General features: G+C 65.9%; 18 protein-coding genes. 9 read left to right on the top strand and 9 right to left on the bottom strand.

Annotation, left to right across the window (positions count from 1 at the left end):
- Positions 1-9: 9 nt before the first annotated feature.
- Positions 10-537 carry a GNAT family N-acetyltransferase gene (locus ACSE4D_RS11360; protein WP_240689711.1) on the bottom strand — a complete coding sequence of 176 codons (528 nt, stop codon included), beginning with the start codon at positions 535-537 and terminating at the stop codon, positions 10-12.
- Entirely contained in the window at positions 534-1577 is a 1044-nt protein-coding gene (locus tag ACSE4D_RS11365) for a bile acid:sodium symporter family protein (RefSeq protein ID WP_135539223.1), read from the bottom strand. The genes ACSE4D_RS11360 and ACSE4D_RS11365 overlap by 4 nt, the downstream gene beginning before the upstream one ends.
- A 155-nt stretch (positions 1578-1732) precedes the next feature.
- Here ACSE4D_RS11365 and ACSE4D_RS11370 point away from each other — a divergent pair, with 155 nt between their 5' ends.
- Positions 1733-2476 (top strand): phosphoglyceromutase, encoded by a 744-nt coding sequence (locus ACSE4D_RS11370; RefSeq protein WP_135539222.1) that lies wholly within the window; start codon positions 1733-1735, stop codon positions 2474-2476.
- A gap of 99 nt (positions 2477-2575) precedes the next feature.
- Here ACSE4D_RS11370 and phoU read toward each other — a convergent pair whose 3' ends face one another.
- Positions 2576-3238: a phosphate signaling complex protein PhoU gene (gene phoU, locus ACSE4D_RS11375; RefSeq protein WP_425119891.1), complete on the bottom strand. Its 663-nt coding sequence runs from the start codon at positions 3236-3238 to the stop codon at positions 2576-2578.
- Positions 3239-3550: 312 nt separating this feature from the next.
- On the opposite strand from phoU, the gene ACSE4D_RS11380 reads away from it, so the two are divergent.
- Both ACSE4D_RS11380 and ACSE4D_RS11385 read left to right on the top strand, forming a co-directional pair.
- The gene (locus ACSE4D_RS11380; protein WP_436325970.1) at positions 3551-4960 is read left to right on the top strand and encodes a sensor histidine kinase; all 1410 of its coding nucleotides are present in this window, start codon (positions 3551-3553) and stop codon (positions 4958-4960) included.
- Positions 4957-5640, top strand: a complete 684-nt coding sequence (locus ACSE4D_RS11385; protein ID WP_135539217.1) for a response regulator transcription factor — start codon at positions 4957-4959, stop codon at positions 5638-5640. Before ACSE4D_RS11380 ends, ACSE4D_RS11385 begins: the two co-directional genes overlap by 4 nt.
- 162 nt (positions 5641-5802) lie before the next feature.
- On the opposite strand, the gene ACSE4D_RS11390 is transcribed toward ACSE4D_RS11385, so the two are convergent.
- Positions 5803-6354: a hypothetical protein gene (locus ACSE4D_RS11390; protein WP_205683335.1), complete on the bottom strand. Its 552-nt coding sequence runs from the start codon at positions 6352-6354 to the stop codon at positions 5803-5805.
- A gap of 354 nt (positions 6355-6708) precedes the next feature.
- Here ACSE4D_RS11390 and ACSE4D_RS11395 point away from each other — a divergent pair, with 354 nt between their 5' ends.
- The 4 genes from ACSE4D_RS11395 to ACSE4D_RS11410 are packed head-to-tail and all read left to right on the top strand — an operon-like array spanning position 6709 to position 9348.
- The gene (locus ACSE4D_RS11395; RefSeq protein ID WP_135539215.1) at positions 6709-7191 is read left to right on the top strand and encodes a CarD family transcriptional regulator; all 483 of its coding nucleotides are present in this window, start codon (positions 6709-6711) and stop codon (positions 7189-7191) included.
- A gap of 41 nt (positions 7192-7232) precedes the next feature.
- Positions 7233-7931 carry an IspD/TarI family cytidylyltransferase gene (locus tag ACSE4D_RS11400; protein WP_240689724.1) on the top strand — a complete coding sequence of 233 codons (699 nt, stop codon included), beginning with the start codon at positions 7233-7235 and terminating at the stop codon, positions 7929-7931.
- A complete protein-coding gene (gene ispF / locus ACSE4D_RS11405) occupies positions 7928-8413 on the top strand; it encodes a 2-C-methyl-D-erythritol 2,4-cyclodiphosphate synthase (RefSeq protein WP_135539211.1) in 486 nt (161 codons plus the stop codon). Before ACSE4D_RS11400 ends, ispF begins: the two co-directional genes overlap by 4 nt.
- Positions 8410-9348, top strand: a complete 939-nt coding sequence (locus ACSE4D_RS11410; RefSeq protein ID WP_135539210.1) for a hypothetical protein — start codon at positions 8410-8412, stop codon at positions 9346-9348. The genes ispF and ACSE4D_RS11410 overlap by 4 nt, the downstream gene beginning before the upstream one ends.
- 84 nt (positions 9349-9432) lie before the next feature.
- On the opposite strand, the gene ACSE4D_RS11415 is transcribed toward ACSE4D_RS11410, so the two are convergent.
- The 5 genes from ACSE4D_RS11415 to ACSE4D_RS11435 all read right to left on the bottom strand — a co-directional run bounded on the left by ACSE4D_RS11415 (position 9433) and on the right by ACSE4D_RS11435 (position 14781).
- On the bottom strand, positions 9433-10752 hold the full coding sequence (locus tag ACSE4D_RS11415; protein ID WP_135539267.1) for an amino acid permease: 1320 nt from the start codon (positions 10750-10752) through the stop codon (positions 9433-9435).
- A gap of 264 nt (positions 10753-11016) precedes the next feature.
- Complete coding sequence (locus ACSE4D_RS11420; protein ID WP_135539208.1) at positions 11017-11688, bottom strand: MBL fold metallo-hydrolase; 672 nt, start codon at positions 11686-11688, stop codon at positions 11017-11019.
- Complete coding sequence (locus ACSE4D_RS11425; RefSeq protein WP_135539206.1) at positions 11688-12779, bottom strand: S-(hydroxymethyl)mycothiol dehydrogenase; 1092 nt, start codon at positions 12777-12779, stop codon at positions 11688-11690. The genes ACSE4D_RS11420 and ACSE4D_RS11425 overlap by 1 nt, the downstream gene beginning before the upstream one ends.
- A 338-nt stretch (positions 12780-13117) precedes the next feature.
- Positions 13118-13222: a methionine/alanine import family NSS transporter small subunit gene (locus ACSE4D_RS11430; RefSeq protein WP_135539204.1), complete on the bottom strand. Its 105-nt coding sequence runs from the start codon at positions 13220-13222 to the stop codon at positions 13118-13120.
- Positions 13222-14781: a sodium-dependent transporter gene (locus ACSE4D_RS11435; protein ID WP_135539202.1), complete on the bottom strand. Its 1560-nt coding sequence runs from the start codon at positions 14779-14781 to the stop codon at positions 13222-13224. The genes ACSE4D_RS11430 and ACSE4D_RS11435 overlap by 1 nt, the downstream gene beginning before the upstream one ends.
- A gap of 248 nt (positions 14782-15029) precedes the next feature.
- Between ACSE4D_RS11435 and cysS the strand changes: the two genes are divergently transcribed.
- Entirely contained in the window at positions 15030-16481 is a 1452-nt protein-coding gene (cysS, locus tag ACSE4D_RS11440; RefSeq protein WP_135539200.1) for a cysteine--tRNA ligase, read from the top strand.
- A gap of 62 nt (positions 16482-16543) precedes the next feature.
- Entirely contained in the window at positions 16544-17482 is a 939-nt protein-coding gene (gene rlmB / locus ACSE4D_RS11445; RefSeq protein WP_135539198.1) for a 23S rRNA (guanosine(2251)-2'-O)-methyltransferase RlmB, read from the top strand.
- Positions 17483-17523: the final 41 nt, after the last annotated feature.

A 17523-nucleotide genomic window follows, 5' to 3' on the forward strand; every position in this document is an offset into this window, starting at 1 on the left:
GCAGCTCACTCAATCGAGGGAGAGTTTGAGACCCTCGTGGCTGGCGACATAGCCGAGCCGAGCATAGAAGCGGTGCGCATCGGTGCGTGAGCGGTCAGTCGTCAGCTGTGCGATGCCTGCCCCGACGCGACGACCGCAGGCGTGCGCCCATTCGAAGACCGCCGTGCCGAGTCCGATTCCCTGCGCGGCCGCACCGACGCGCACCGCCTCGATCTGCAGCCGCAGCGTGCCTCGCCTGGACAGGCTGGGAATGAGGCTCAGCTGCAAGGTCCCGACCACAGTGGAATCCTCCTCCACGGCCACGAGCAGCTGATTCGGGTCGGCTGCGATGAGCGCGAACGCGCGATGGTAGGCGGCCGCGTCTGTGCTGGCAGGAGCTTCTCGAGAGGCGCCGAGGACGTCATCGCGCAGCAGCGCGATGAGGGCGGGCACATCGGATTCGGCGGCCCGACGGACCGTGAACGTCCGTCCCGACACCTCGAGGACCTCGGGACGGAAGGAGTCGAAGCCTCGGCCCGGAGCCGCCTCGGTGCTCAACCCCGGGTCTCCTCGGTGGGGCCGGTGCCGACCGACGCCGTTTCGCGATGAGCGGCCCCGACCGGGGGCTTGCCGTAGGGGCGGCGGGCGAAGACCGAGGCGAGCAGGGCACCGGAGACGTTGTGCCACACACTGAAGACCGCGCCGGGCAGAGCCGCCAGCGGCGAGAAGTAGGTCGTGGCCAGGGTCGAGGCGAGCCCGGAGTTCTGGAGCCCGACCTCGAACGACAGAGCCCGGCGGGTCGGAGTGTCGAGGCGGCAGGCGGCGGCCACGCCGTAGCCGACGCCGAGTCCGAGCAGATTGTGTGTGACCACGGCCAGCAGCACGAGCACCCCGGCGGTCGCGATCGAAGCGGCCGAACCGGCGACGACGATGGCGACGATGTAGGCGATCGACACCGACGCCAGCCACGGCAGCACGGGCGCGATCAGGTCGACGAACTTCGAGGCGAATATGCGGATGATCACGCCGACGATGACCGGCACGAGCACGGTCTGACAGATCGAGACGAACATCGACCAGAACGGCACATCCATGTAGGAACCGGCCAGCCACAGGGTCAGCAGCGGGGTGAGGATCGGTGCACACAGCGTCGACAGAGTCGTGATCGACACCGACAGAGCCGTATCGCCCTTGGCCAGATAGGTGACGACATTCGACGCCGTGCCGCCGGGCGCGCAGCCGACGAGGATGACGCCGACGGCGATCTCGGCGGGAAGCGAATAGACGGTGACGACGAGGAGGCCGAGCAGCGGCATCGCCACGAACTGCGTGACGACGCCGAGGACCGCGATCCACGGGCGCTTGGCGATGCGGGTGAAGTCCGGCAGGGTCAGCGTCAGTCCCATGAAGAACATGACGACGCCGAGAGCCCAAGTGATCGACGGCGCAAGAGGCGTGAACGCCTCGGGGAGGAGGAATCCGAGGACGCCTGCGATGATGACGAGGACCGGCAGTGCCGTGACCGCGATGATCGAGCTGCGGTCGGCGGCGGGAGCGTCAGAGCTCGCGGGGGACTGGTGTATCGGTGCGTCAGACATGCGCTCAGACTACTCTCGGCGTTTTGTGATGCGAGACACTGAGCCGAATGATGAGACACCGGTCAGGTCCGCGCAGCGCTCGTGCCACGGGCCCGGGGATTGCTCGTGCGACGAGCCCGGGAGACGCCCGCGCACTCTCGTGCCAAAATGGTGCCATGACGTATAACCTCATCCTGCTGCGCCACGGCGAGAGCGAATGGAACCAGAAGAATCTGTTCACCGGGTGGGTCGATGTGACCCTCACCGACAAAGGCCGTGCAGAAGGCCAGCGCGCCGGTGAGCTGCTGCGCGAAAAGGGCCTCATCCCGGACGTCGTCCACACCTCCCGTCTCAAGCGGGCGATCCTCACCGCGAACCTCGCGCTCGAGGCCGCTGACCTGTCCTGGCTCGACGTTCACCGCAGCTGGCGCCTCAACGAACGCCACTACGGTGCGCTGCAGGGCAAGAACAAGAAGGAGATCCGGGAGGAGTTCGGCGAAGAGCAGTTCATGACCTGGCGCCGCTCCTTCGACACTCCGCCGCCGGCGCTGGCCGACAGCTCGGAATTCTCGCAGGCCGGTGAGGCTCGCTACGCCAACCTCGGTGATTCGATGCCCCGCACCGAGTGCCTCGCCGATGTCATCGACCGCCTCCTGCCCTACTGGTACGACGTCCTCGTCCCCGAACTCACCGTCGGCAAGACCGTGCTCGTCGCCGCCCACGGCAACTCGCTGCGCGCGCTGGTCAAGCACCTCGACGGTATCTCCGATGCCGATATCACGGGACTCAACATCCCCACCGGCATCCCGCTGCACTACGAACTGACCGAGGATTTCACCCCGGTCACGCCCGGCGGCACCTACCTCGATCCCGAGGCCGCTGCTGCCGCCATCGGCCAAGTGGCCAACCAGGGCCGCTGAGACCTGAGGTCTCGGCCGCCTGGCCGGCCCGAACGCAAACGATGATCGCCGAGGTGGAAGCCCCACCTCGGCGATCATCGTTCTTCGTTCGCGGCGCCGTCACTTCTTCGACAGATGCGGCTCCCAATTGCCGGTGAGCAGGTATTCGACCTTCTGCGACACCGACACCGCGTGATCGCCGAAGCGCTCGTAGTAGCGCGAGAGCAGCGTGACATCGGCGATGTGGCGCGGGGCCAGCGATCCTGCAGGCACCTCGGCGAGCTTGGCGAACACGCTCAGGTGCAGTTCGTCGAGCTCCTCGTCGATGGCGTTGATAGTGGGCACATCGGTCAGTCCGGGATTCGACAGCAGACGCTGCGTCGCCTCGGCGATCTTCTCACCGGACTCGCCCATGCGCGCGAACGTCGACTCGAAGACCTCCGGGATCGCCGATTCCGGGTAGCGGATGCGCACCTGCTGAGCGATGTGACGGGCGAGGTCGCCCATCCGCTCGAGCGATGCCGACATCCGCAGCGATCCGATGACGGCACGCAGATCGGCGGCCACCGGAGCCTGCAGCGCGAGCATCTCAGCGGCCTGCTGGTCGAGGGTGAACTGCATGTTGTCGATGACGGCGTCGGCCTCGATGACCTGCTCAGCCAGCTCCAGGTCATTCGCATGCAGCGCCTGGTTGGCCAGACGGATCGCATCGAGGGTCTTGGTGGACATGCCGACCAGCTGGGTGGCCAGATCGTCCAGTTCGTTTCTGAAGACTTCGCGCATTGGCGGCGGATCCTTACTCTCGGTCGTGCGAGGAGTTCCTCATCGGAACGTCGGTGGGTGTGCGTGCCCGATCTGTGCGTTCGGGTCTGCGCCTCCGGGTCTGCGCCTCCGGGGCTGTGCCTTCGGGTGCTGTGCTTTCGGGTCTGTGCCCGGAAGCGGGCAGATTCGGGTGGGGGAGCGCAGGCACACAGACGTCAGCTTCGCAGAGACGGATGAACGTCGCTTGTCGGGAAGGTGAATTCCTCGGCAAATAGGTCACGCGTCGGTGAATTCGGTGCACCGAGACGATGGACAGCGCCTAAGCTTGAGACTGTGGATCTCTTAGTAGTGGCGGTCCTGACCGGCGTCGTCGGCCTGGGCCTGGGCATAGCGGGCATTCTCGCGTTCCGTTTCAGCGAACGCTCCCGCGATGCTGCCGATCTGCATTCCGAAGACGACCTGCCCGAAGGCATCGCCGAAGTCCTCGCCGTCCTGCCTTCGGCCGCGATCGTCGTCGACGCCGGCGACGACGTCGTCAAAGCCTCACCCGCCGCGTACACATTCGGCCTGGTCAGAGGCCATTCGCTGGCCTCAACGGAGATGCTGGGCGTCGTCGGCCGCGTCCGCGCCCGGGGCCTCATCGAAGAGATCGACCTCGAGCAGAAGCGCGAGAACTCCGACTCCGTGCTTCGCTTCCTGCACGCCCGCGTCGCGCCCTTGGGCACGTCCTTCGTCCTCGTCCTCTGTGATGACCAGACCGAATCCAAACGCGTCGACGCCGTCCGCCGCGACTTCGTCGCCAACGTCTCCCATGAACTCAAGACCCCGATCGGAGCGATGGCGCTCCTCGCCGAGGCGGTCACCGACTTCGCCGACGACCCCGCCGCCGTCGAACGCTTCGGCGGGCGGATGCAGCGAGAGTCGAAGCGGTTGACCCAGCTCGTCCAGGAGATCATCGACCTCTCCCGCGTCCAGGACCACGCGGCGCCCGCGACGACTGAGAAGATCTCCGCCGCCGAGGTGGTCGACGACGCCGCCGACCGTGCCCGCACGCGTGCGGAAGGCAAGAACATCCACATCGAGATCTCCCCGCCCCGGGACCTGCTCATCGAGGGCAACTACGAACTGCTCGTCAACGCCGTGCGCAACCTCATCGACAACGCCATCAACTACTCACCCGACGGCACCCGCGTCGGGGTCGGGGTCGACCTCGTCGACGAACGCGTCGAGATCGCCGTGACCGACCAAGGCATCGGCATGTCTGCGCAGGACACCGAACGCGTCTTCGAACGCTTCTACCGCGTCGATCCGGCCCGGTCGCGGATCACCGGCGGCACGGGGCTGGGACTGAGCATCGTCAAGCACATCATCGCCACCCACGGCGGCGAAGTCCGGGTGTGGAGCCGGCTCGGAAAGGGATCGACCTTCACGATCGTGCTCCCTCTGGCCGGAACCGCGCCCGAGCACTCGGCGAGCGATTCGGCCCCCGAAGGCGTGCTCATCGAACATTCCTCGAATCCGGCGGGCACCGCCTCGGTGCGGGGCAGGACAGGCTCGGCGGTTGATGCCGACGACGACACCGCCTCGGCGAATGCCGGCGACGATGCGCACAATGACGCCGTGGACGACACGACGCCCGGTGCTGGTGATAATGGAAACGGCGGCGACGCCACCCGAGCCGAGAAGACCGGCTCACCCGAAGAACTGACCGATGAAAGCGAACAAAGGAAGCTCACAACGTGACTCGTATTCTGCTTGTCGAGGACGAGGAATCGTTCTCGGACCCGCTGTCGTATCTGCTCGGTAAGGAAGGGTACGAGGTGACGGTCGCCGATGACGGGCTCAGGGCTCTGGCGGAATTCGACCGCAGCGGCGCCGACCTGGTCCTGCTCGACCTCATGCTCCCCGGGGCGTCCGGCACCGAGGTCTGCCGCGAGCTGCGCGCGAAGTCGAACGTGCCGATCATCATGCTCACGGCCAAGGATTCGGAGATCGACAAGGTCGTGGGGCTCGAGCTCGGCGCCGATGACTATGTGACGAAGCCGTACTCCTCGCGTGAGCTGCTGGCCCGAGTGCGTGCGGTGCTGCGTCGCAATGTCGAAACCGATGACTTCGAGGACGAGTCCGTGCTTGAAGCCGGGGGAGTGCGCATCGACGTCGAACGCCACGTCGTGTCGGTCCGTGGTGAGGAGCTGTCGATGCCGCTGAAGGAATTCGAGCTGCTCGAGATCCTCGTGCGCAACTCCGGACGGGTGATGACCCGCGGTCAGCTCATCGACCGGATCTGGGGCGAAGACTATGTCGGCGATACGAAGACCCTCGACGTCCACGTCAAACGCCTGCGCGCGAAGGTCGAGGAGAATCCCTCCGAACCGCGCCTGCTCACGACCGTGCGCGGACTCGGGTACAAGTTCGAGGCCTGAACCGGCCGGCGGGCCGGGACCGGCTGGACTTGGCCGGCGGGCTGGGTTCGGTTGGGCTTGGTCGGCGGGCCGGGCCCGCACTCGGTCGACGATCGGCAGTGAATGCGAAAGGAGCCGCTCACTTCGTGTGAGCGGCTCCTTCGTGTTCGCGGAGGGAGGAGGTCAGCCGTTGACGCTGCCGGTTCCTTCGGCGGCGTCAGCGCTTTCGCTGGGCACACTCGACGGCGACTCGGACGGCACGTACTCCTTGTAGTACGGGAGCACATCGCTGAGCAGCTGAGTCTGGATCGTCTTCTCGTCGCTGCCGCTCTTCACAGTGACGTCGACGAGGTCACCGGGCTCGGCATCGAGACCGTCGACCGTGATGACTTCCTTCGCCGAGGTCTCGGGGCTGTTCGGATCCTGGACGAAGGTGTCGCCCGCCTTGACCGATTCGCTCACCGACGTGCCGGCGACATCGATGGACACCTTGGCATTGTCCTCGCCCTTGTTGATCAGAGTGAAGAACAGCTGTGCCGGACCGCTGCCGGACTTGTCCGTGATGAGCATGAGCCCACGGAGTTCGACGTCACCAACTGTGCCCGAGGCTCCATCGCCGCCGTTGTAATGGTATTCGGCGGTCTGATGGGGAGACAGCAGGCTTGCACATCCGCTGACGGGGATAACGAGAGCGAGTGCGGCAACGGCGAGGGCCGCGCGGTTGTGCCGTTTCATTATGCTCCTTGAAGTGGCAATACAAGATCAGTCTGTATACTACCCGGTTTTTGACCCGCTGTAGAACCGCATCCCAGGTGCGGACGAAAGCCTGCTGAGGAAACGGAGCCCCATGGCGTCGTCGCGCGGGTCGAGTTCATGGGAAGTTCATTTCCCGACGGGATCGGCTCACCTGCTCGATCCGTGATGACGGCAATGCGCCCGATGCCGATATTCGCGCTGGCGAGGCCGCCGATCGGCGATTCCCACGAGCCACGGGAGGCGGAGCCTAGCATGAAGATTCGTTACCCTGAACGATTTCTGTGGCGCGCCTCATGGTAAACTGGGATTCCGCGAAAGGGGTTTGAAGAGAATATGAGTTTCCAGGTCGGCGACACTGTTGTCTATCCACATCACGGTGCAGCGACAATCCAAGAAATCAAGAAGCGATCCATCAAAGGTGAGGAGAAACTGTATCTCAAGCTCCAGGTCGCCCATGGTGATCTAGTGATCGAGGTTCCCGCTGAGAACTGCGATCTCGTCGGTGTGCGAGACGTCGTCGGCGAGGAAGGCGTGGAGAAGGTCTTCAATGTCCTCCGCGCAGAGTTCGTCGAAGAGCCCGCGAACTGGTCGCGCCGTTACAAAGCGAATCTGGAGAAGCTGCAGTCCGGTGACGTCATCAAGGTCGCCGAGGTTGTGCGTGATCTCTGGCGCCGCGAGCAGGACCGCGGCCTGTCGACCGGGGAGAAGCGCATGCTCTCGAAGGCTCGTCAGATTCTCGTCTCCGAACTCGCCCTGGCTGAGAAGAAGGAAGAGTCCGAGGCGGAAGCGCTGCTGGACGAAGTGCTCGCATCCTGAGCACCTGTGTCATCATCCCGGCCGCAGGGTCGGGATCGCGTCTGGGTTGCAATGAGCCGAAGGCCTTCGTCCGTCTTCACGGGCGGAGCCTTCTGGCCCGCAGCCTCGAGACGACCCTCTCCTCGGGAGTCGCCTCCACAATTGTGGTGGCAGCTCCCGAGGAGTTTCTTTTCCGCGCACGCGATGAAATCGCCGCGGCAATGGCTGATGCGGAATGCGAAACTTCAATTACAGCCGTAGCAGGCGGTTTAGACCGAATCGAGTCAGTGCAAATCGCCTTGAAATATGCCGCAGACTCCGAAATCGTCCTCGTCCACGACGCGGCCCGCTGTCTCACTCCGCCCGAGGTGTTCTCCCGCGTGCACACGGCAGTGCGATCCGGCGCCGAGGCAGTCGTTCCGGTGCTGCCGATGATCGACACCGTTCGGCGTGCTCTGCCGAGCGAATCGGCAGGAGCGGAGCCGACGGAAGTCCTGCGCGGTGACCTCGACCGGTCACGCCTGCGCCGGGTGCAGACGCCCCAGGGCTTCAGGACCGCGACCCTGCTGCGCGCCCATGCCCACCACCGCGCCGAGGCCGCCCCGGCGACCGATGACGCGGGATTGGTCGAACGCCTCGGCGTCGACGTCGTGGCCGTGCCCGGGCACGAGGAGGCGCTGAAGATCACCTACCCACTCGACCGCATCCTCGGCGAACAGCTGGCCCGGATGCGCGATGCGAACGCAGGAGGACCGCAATGACTGCGATCATTCCCCGCACCGGCATCGGCGTCGACGTCCATGCCTTCTCCACCGACCCGGACCGCGAACTCTGGATCGCCGGTCTGCTGTGGCCGGGACAGCCTGGGCTGTCCGGACATTCGGATGCCGACGTCGCCGCCCACGCATGCTGCGATGCGCTGTTCTCTGCCGCCGGACTCGGCGACCTCGGCGAGCACTTCGGCGTCGACCGCCCGGAGTTCGCGGGCGCCGCGGGTGCCGAACTGCTCGCCGAGGCGGCCAGAATCGTCCGGTCCGCCGGTGTCGAGATCGGCAGCATCGCCGTCCAAGTCATCGGCAACCGGCCGAAGGTCGGCAGTCGCCGCCACGAAGCCCAGCAGACACTGTCTGCGGCCGTGGGGGCCTCGGTCTCCGTCTCCGGCACGACCTCGGACGGGCTCGGGCTGACCGGCCGCGGCGAGGGGATCGCGGCCATGGCCACCGCCCTCGTGTACCCGTCATGAGAGTCCTCTTCCAAGGGGCCGGCGCCATCGGCATCGCCGGGGCCGCCCTCTTCACCGATTCCCACGACGTCGCTGTCGTCTCCCGCACCGGGGGTGACCAGCCGCGGAACGCGTACCCGCGGCGAGTGAGTGATCTCGATCCGACCGATTCCGACTCCGGCTCCGCCGGCTGGACAGTGAATCGGGTCGCGGCGACTCGAAGGGTGACGGTCACCGGGTGGGAGCGGGCGCGCGAAGCGACTCCCTGGGATCTCATCGTCTTGTCCACCCGGCCGGGCGACCTCGACCCGGCGGTCGCCTCGGCGATTCGGGAGATCTCTCCGAGCTTCGTTGCGATCACCAGCCAGGTCGACGGTGACCTCGAGCGGGCGAAGAGGGAATTCCCCGATGCCGAGGCGGTCATCGTCGGTCCGGCGTTCCTGTCCGAACGCGTCGAAGCCGGCACAGTCGCCGCCGGGCGCGAGGTCCGCTACTGGGCACCGGCGGGGCTGCCGCGATTCCTCATCGGCGGGAGCAGGAATGGGGTGCGCTCACTGGCTCGCGGACTCGGTGGGCTCGTCCAGCCCGTGCCGCTCGTCGCCGTGTTGGCACCGCCAGCCGTGTTCATCCCCTTCGTCGCCGAACTGAGCATCCGAGACGGCGACTGGGCGGCACTGAAATCACACCTGAAACGCCCCGCGCTTGCCGCCGCCGAGGCGGTCCGAACACGTTTGGGAATGCGAGTTCCCTTCTCCGGGCACCTCGCTCGGTTCGTGCTGAAGACGATGGAGACCATCGTCCCGATCGACGTCACCGCATATGCGGGCCGACATTTCGCCCGTCACAGAGGTCAGACACGGGACATGCTCACCGGGTGGGCGTCATCCGGGCATCCGACACCGACGCTGAAAGAGCAGTTGGCGGCGCTGGACGAACAGACGGCGGTGCGCGCATAGAGGCAGCGGCGCGCGCATAGGCGGTGGGGCAGGTCGGGCCCGTCGGGCTCACACCTTCGCGGTCGGGGTTCCTCCCCGCCGAGCTCACACCTTCGCGGTCGGGTTCCTCTTCGTGACGACGAGACCGACGAGGTAGAGGGCGACGACGAAGACGAGCGTGCCCACGATCTGGAAGCGCACGGAATCGACCGTGAAGCCGAGCCCGATGATCACGGCGATGCCGGCCAGGGTGACATACGACAGCCAGGGGTAGCCCCACATCCGCAGAGGCAGGGGGCGCCCAGCCGCCTCGGCGCGACGGCGCAGCACGATCTGCGAAACCAAGGTCACCACCCAGGTGACGATGAGCGTCGAGCCGACGATGTTGAGCAGCACACCGAGCACCTCGGCGGCCCAGAAGTAGTTGAGCGCCACGGCCACGAAACCGAACGCCGAGGTGGCCAGCACCGCGGGCACGGGCACGCCGCGATGGTTCGTCCGGCCCAGCCCACGCGGAAGCATCGATCGCTGCGACATCGAGAACGCCATCCGGGAGGCGCCGTAGATGTTCGCGTTCATCGACGACAGCAGCGCGATGACGATCACCGCAGCGAGCAGGGAGGCGACGAACGGCAGACCGGCGGTCTTGAGCACCGCGACGAACGGTGACTCGGCCAGGCTCTCATCCGTCCAGGGCAGGACGAGGACGATGATGGCCACGGAGCCGATGTAGAGGAAGAGGATGCGCCACACGATCGTCTTGATCGCCTGGCTCACGCTCCGTTCGGGATTCGCGGTCTCGGCCGCGGCCACCGCGACGATCTCGATGCCGCCGAAGGCGAACGCGACGACGAGGAGACCCGCAGCGATGCCGGGGACGCCGGTGGGCGTGAAACCGTCGGCGAAGATCTGGCTCGGCGGTTCGGCCGGAGTCCACCCGAAGAGGTAGGCGGCGCCGAGGACGAGGAAGAGGACGACGAACGCGACCTTGATGAGCGAGAACCAGAACTCGAACTCACCGAAGCTGCCCGAGGTGGTGAGGTTGATGGCGGTGAAGATGAGCATGATCGCCAAAGCGACGACCCACTGCGGGATGGCGGGAATAGAGGAGGCCGCGATCTGTGCGGCCGCGGTGGCCTCGGCGGCGACGACGAGGCACAGCTGCACCCACCACAGGGCACCGACGGCGAAGGCCGCTGCCGGACCCATGGCCTTGCCCGCATAGTGGGAGAAGGCACCCGGGTTCGGGTCGGCGGCGACGAGTTCACCCAGGGCCCGCATGACGAAGATGACGATGAGGCCGGCGACGACATAGGAGATGAGCACGGCCGGACCGGCCGCCTGCACTCCGGCACCGGAGCCGACGAAGAGACCGGCACCGATCGCCGAACCGAGACTCATCATCACCAGATGACGGGGCTTCATCCCCGCCTTGAGACCGGTGGACGCGGCGGCGGAGGCCGGGGCTGACGCTGCACCGGCGGACTGTGAAGACTGTGATTCGGGCACCCGACGAGTCTAGCCGTCGGAGCCGGAACACGCAGACGCGGGTCGCACCCCGTCAGGGGGGCGCGACCCGCGTCCATCCTTCAGTGCTGCGGTAAGAGCATCAAGGACTCTCAGTGACCAGGACTCTCACTGGGACCAAGCCCCTCAGTGAGACCAAGCCCCTCAGTGAGACCGAGCCCCTCAGTGACCGCGTTTGATCCAATCATCGAGTGCCGGACGTTCGGCACCGATCGACGTCGACTCACCGTGGCCGGTGAGCACGACGGTCGCCTCGGGCAGCGGGAAGAGCACATCGCGGATCGATTCGATGATCGTCTCGAAGCTCGAGTGCGACCGCCCGGTGGCGCCGGGGCCTCCGTTGAACAGGGTGTCTCCGGCGAACAGCACCGGACCGACGGCCCGTCCTGCCCCGGCCGATGCGGGAGCGGGCAGACCGGTCTCGACGAAGAAGCACGTCGAGCCGGGGGAGTGGCCCGGAGTGTGCAGCGCCTTGAGGCGGACGCCGCCGACGGTCCAGGTGTCGCCGTGGGCGATCTGGCCGTCGGGGCGGTAGTTGTCATAGGTCATGTCCCACAGCACGTAGTCCTCGGGGTTGAGGTACACGGTGGGATTGCCGACCCGCTGCGCGAAATCGCGGACGACTCCGACGTGATCGTCGTGACCGTGCGTGAGCAGGACGGCCTTGACGTCTCTGGATCCGACCGCCTCGGCGATCGCATCGACGTCATGGGCGGGATCGATGACGATGACCTCGGAGTCATCGCCGATGATCCACACGTTGTTGTCGACGTCGAAGGTTTCGCCGTCGAGGGAGAAGGTTCCCGAAGTGACGAGATGTTCAATAGCAGTCATCAGAGTTCCACCACCGATCGTAGGACTTGGCCCTGGGCCATCTTGTCGAATGCCGCCTCGACGTCGCCGATGCTGATCCGTTCGGACACGAACTTCTCCAGCGGCAGGCGACCCTGCTGGTAGAGGTCGACGAGCATCGGGAAGTCGCGGTCGGGCAGGCAATCACCGTACCAGGAGGACTTGAGCTTGCCGCCGCGACCGAACACGTCGAGCAGCGGAACCGTCAGCTCCATCTCCGGGGTCGGCACACCGACGAGGACGACGGTGCCGGCGAGGTCACGACCGTAGAACGCCTGACGCCAGGTGGCGGGGAGTCCGACGGCGTCGATGACGACATCGGCGCCGAAGCCTCCGGTGCGCTCCTGGATCGCGGTGACGACCTCGTCCTCGCTCATGCCCTTCGTGTCCACGGTATCGGTGGCACCGAGATCCTTCGCCCAGGACAGCTTCTTCTCATCGATGTCGAGGGCGATGATCGTGTTCGCTCCGGCCAGGGCCGAACCGGCGATCGCAGCGCAGCCGACTCCACCGGCGCCGATCACAGCCACGGTCTTGCCGCGAGTGACCTCACCGGTGTTGATCGCCGCGCCGATGCCGGCCATCATGCCGCAGCCGAGCAGACCGACGACGGCGGGATCCGCCTCGGGGACCTTCGTGCACTGGCCTGCGGCGACGAGCGTCTTCTCGGCGAAGGAGCCGATGCCCAGAGCCGCCTCGAGCTCGGTGCCGTCGGGCAGGGTCATCTTCTGCGAAGCATTGTGGGTGGCGAAGCAGTACCAGGGCTCGCCCCGCTTGCAGGCGCGGCAGTCGCCGCAGATGGCGCGCCAGTTGAGGATGACGAAATCGCCGACGGCGACGTTCGTCACGCCTTCGCCGATCTCGGAGACGACCCCGGCGGACTCGTGGCCGAGCAGGAACGGGTAGTCATCGCTGATGCCGCCCTCCCGGTAGTGGAAATCCGTGTGGCAGACGCCGCAGGACTTCACGTCGACGATGACCTCGCCCGGGCCCGGATCGGGGATGACGATGTCGGTGAGCTCGACGGGCGCTCCCTTGCTGCGGGAGATGACGCCCTTGACGGTCTGTGGCATTGCGTCTCCTTCTGTCGTGGTTTGAGTCTTCAATCGCGGGGCATGCTGCCGCGTTCAGCCGCAGTCGGCCCCGGCGCTGAGTGCGTACACGTCCACCCTAACCAGGCAGGCTGTGTCCGACCAGTGTGTCCGGACCCTGAGCGGGCAGATCCCTGCAGACGGCAGCGCTTCGGTCCTGCGTGCCTTGGAGTCGGGAAGATCGGCGGATGCTGGGGCGGGGAGGGCTGGGGCCGGGAGGGCTCGGCCGAGGCGGGCGCAGACGACGAAGGCGGTCCGATGCGCAGAGCATCGAACCGCCTTGGCCGTCGGATCACCGCTGGGCGGTCATCCGAGTCGGATCATCCTTCGTCCGGGTGCTTGCGCAGATGCAGGATCGCAGCGCCGAGGCCGCCCCAGACGGTGACGATGGCGATGATCATCATGACGATTGCTGACGTGCCCATTACAGTGCTCCCTTGTTGTCTTCGGTCTTCTCATTGGCCACGGAGTCGGCGATCGCGACGTCCATGTCCTCCAGTGTCTTCTTCGGCCATTTCACGACCGAGAGGATGATCGCTGCCACGACGAGGAGGGCGATCATGCCCCAGCCGTACGTGCCGGTGATCAGCGCCGGATAGTCCTCGTAGCCGTTCGTCGCGTAGTTGATGATCTGCGAGATGAGCATGTAGAGGAGGACGAGCCCGGTGATCGAGATGAGGATCATCCAGGTGATGCCGAGCTTGAAGCTCGAGACCGCATTGAGGTGACCGCTGAGCTTCGGCATCATGCGCAGCATCCAGCAGACGACGACGATGGCGAGGATGGCCGAGCCGACGATGCCGATGTTGTTGGCGAACGCATCCATGGTGTCGAGGGCGTAGAGGCCGGTGATCGTGGGCATAAGCAGCAGCGAGATGACCGCCATTCCTCCGCCGACCCAGATCGTCGAAGCCTTGTTGCCGACGCCGAACTTCTCTCGCAGGGCCTGGATCGGCACCTGGACGATCGAGATGAGCGAGGTCAGTCCCGCGAACACGAGGCAGGCGAAGAACACGAACCCGAAGATCGCTCCGCCGGGCATCTCGGAGATCAGCGTCGGGAAGCCGACGAAAGCCAGTCCGATGCCGTCGGTCGCCACATCGCCGACCGCTACGCCCTGCGCTGTGGCCATGAAGCCGAGTGCGGCGAAGATGCCGATGCCGGCGAGGATCTCGAACGCGGAGTTCGAGAAGCCCACGACGAGGCCGGCGCCGGTGAGGTTCGTCTTCTTCTTCAGGTAGGAGGCATAAGTGATCATGATGCCGAAGCCGATCGACAGGGAGAAGAAGATCTGACCATAGGCCGCGATCCACACTCCTGGGTCGCCCAATGCTGCGAAGTCCGGGGTGAACAGAGCGTTGAGGCCGTCGACAGCACCGGGCAGGAACAGCGAGCGGATGACCAGGGCGAGGAACAGGACGATGAGCAGCGGGATGAAGATCTTCGAGAAGGCCGCGATGCCGTTCTGCACACCCAGGAGGAGGATGCCCAGGACGACGACCCACACGATGATGAGCGGAATGAGCACTCCGGGAACGAAATCGAACGAGATGCCCGGGTCGCCCATCTGGAGGTAGTCGGTGAAGAAGAACCCCTCCGCGTCGTCTCCCCAGGACTCGCCGAGGGAGAAGAACATGAAGGAACCGGCCCAGCCGATGATCGCCGCATAGTAGATGCCGATGATGATGGCCACACCGGTGGCGAACCAGCCGATGGGCTCGGCCGCTCTGTGCGTCATGCGGAAGGCCAGCGGAGCCGATCCCCGGGCACGGTGGCCCATGGCGTAGTAGAAGAAGAGGAGAGGGATGCCCGCAGTCAGCAGTGCGACCAGGTAGGGGATGATGAAGGCGCCGCCGCCGTTGTCATAGGTGACGTACGGGAAGCGCCAGATGTTGCCGAGGCCGATCGCCGATCCGATCGCCGCGAAGATGAACGCGGAGCGGGAGACGAAGACCTCCCTCTGGGGTGATGACTTAGTCGACATGATGTCCTTTCTTGACCGATCGCGGATCTTCGAGACCGGGGATCGCCTTCGCAGTCTCATCTGTGAGACCGGCAGGCACGTCTGAAGTCCGCTATACGAGAAAGGTTCCCGCAACGGACTTCATTGCATGATTCCACTTTACTGGGAATTCACTGTGCGATGTGCTGTACATCACGTGATGTGCATAACAGTCTGGTATCGAATGCGGGAAAACGGGGAAAGCGACCAAGCCCGGTAGACTTGTGGGCGTGACTATCTCGCTCTACAACACTGCCAGCCGCACGACTGAAGAACTGCGCCCCGTCCGCGACGGTCAGGTGGGGATCTACGTCTGCGGCGCCACGGTGCAGGGCGAACCGCACATCGGGCACCTGAGGTCTGCAGCGGTGTTCGACACCCTGCGTCGCTGGCTGCTCTACAGCGGCTACCGGGTGACGATGGTCCGCAACGTCACCGACATCGACGACAAGATCCTCTCGAAGTCGACCGAAGAGGGTCGTGAGTGGTTCGCTCACGCTTTCAAGTACGAGCGGGCCTTCACCGCCGCCTACGACGCACTCGACGTGCTCCCGCCGAGCAGCGAACCGCGTGCGACCGGGCACATCACCGAGATGATCGAACTCATCTCCCGACTCATCGAGGCCGGTCATGCCTACCCCGCACTCGACGGCAGTGCCGATGTCTACTTCGACGCCGCCTCGTGGAGCGAATACGGTGCCCTGACCAACCAGAAGCTCGAGGACATGGAGCTGTCCGAGGGCGCCGAGCTGCGGGGGAAGAAGGACGCCCGGGACTTCGCACTGTGGAAGGCGCACAAGGAATCCGAGCCGATCACCGCCTCCTGGCCCTCACCCTGGGGCCGGGGGCGTCCGGGCTGGCACATCGAATGCTCGGCCATGTCGACGAAGTACCTGGGGTCGAACTTCGACATCCACGGCGGCGGACTCGACCTGCGCTTCCCGCACCATGAGAACGAACTCGCTCAGTCGCGGGCGGCCGGTGACGGCTTCGCGAACATCTGGATGCATTCGGGCCTGCTCAACGTCGGCGGGGACAAGATGTCGAAGTCCCTGGGCAACTCGGTCTTCGCCTCCGATCTGTTCGAACGCTTCAGCCCGTTGGCCGTGCGCTACTTCCTCACGGGAGCTGGTTACCGGTCGATCCTCGACTTCTCGACCACGGCGATGGAACGCTCGGCGGCTTCGCTCGAGCGTCTGCAGAACTTCCTCCAGCGTGCCCGCCAGACGCTCGGCGCGCAGGCCCCCGCGCTGCCGGACGTCACCGACGGCTACGCCGGACGCAGCGTCGACGTTCCCGTCGAGTTCGCCGCGGCCCTCGATGACGACCTCGGTGTGCCCAGAGCCCTGTCTGTGGTCTTCGCGACCGTCACCGAGGGGGCGAAGCTTCTCGATGCCGGAGGTGATTGTGAGGGTCTGGCGACGGTCGTCGCTGAGGTCGAACTCATGCTCGACATCCTCGGCGTCAATCCCAGCGCCGAGGCATGGACCGCATCTGCGGCCGATGCGAAGGCCGAATCCGCGCTTGACTCCCTCGTCGCCGCCATGGCGCAGAAGAGGGCCGAGGCGAAGGCGGCAAAGGACTATGCCACCGCGGACGGCATCCGCGACGAACTCGCCGCGGCCGGCGTCATCATCGAGGACACGGCCGACGGTTACCGCTACCACCTCGGCGAGGGCTGAGGACCACGAACTTCGGTCATGGGCGCAGGCCCGTGACTCCCAACGCATCCGATAGGAATCACATGGCTTCCACACCCCGCTCCGGCGGTTCGAAGAAGGGTCCGACCAAGGGGTCGGGCGGTAAGAACAAGCGCAGCCTGCGCGGCAGAGGGCCGACGCCCAAGGCCGAGGATCGCGTCTACCACAAGGCACACAAGGCCGCGCAGCACCGGAAGTCCGCGAACGCCTCGGCGCAGGCGAAGCGGAAGAAGAAGGAGCTCGGGCCGAACATGGTCGCGGGGCGCAACTCGGTGCTCGAAGCGCTGCGTGAAGGCGTTCCGGCCACCGCGATGTACGTGTCCGGGCGCATCGACTCCGATGACCGGGTCCGTGAGGCCATCACCCTGGCCACACAGCGGGGGATCTCGATGCTCGAGGCGAGCAAGCCCGATCTCGACCGGCTCACCGATGACGCGATCCACCAGGGCATCGCCCTGCAGGTGCCGCCGTATGACTACGCCGATCCCTCCGATCTGCTCGACTACGCGGCCGATCGCGCCGAGACTCCGCTGCTGGTGGCTCTGGACGGCGTGACCGATCCGCGCAACCTCGGTGCGATCGTGCGTTCGACCGCGGCCTTCGGCGGGCACGGAGTGATCATCCCCGAACGTCGCGCCGCCTCGATGACGGCCGCGGCATGGAAGACCTCGGCCGGAGCCGCCGCGCGGATCCGCGTCGCCCAGGTCGTCAATCTCGCCCGGGCCATCGATGAGCTGAAGAAGCGAGGCGTTTTCGTCGTCGGCCTCGACATGGACGGCGACGTCGAGCTGCCGGAGCTGACTTTCACCAGGGACCCGCTGTGCATCATCGTCGGCTCCGAAGGCAAGGGGCTCTCGCGTCTGATCTCGGAGAAGTGCGACCAGATCGTGTCGATCCCGATCGCCGCGACCACCGAGTCGCTCAACGCCGGCATCGCCGCGGCCGTCTCCCTCTACGAGGTGGCCCGCTCCCGCCGCCCCTGACCCTCCCCATTGCTACCCGACGGCGGCGCAGCAACCTCGCG

Origin of the sequence: Brevibacterium sp. FAM 27836, assembly GCF_051351055.1 — a bacterium.
Taxonomy (GTDB): Bacteria; Actinomycetota; Actinomycetes; order Actinomycetales; family Brevibacteriaceae; genus Brevibacterium.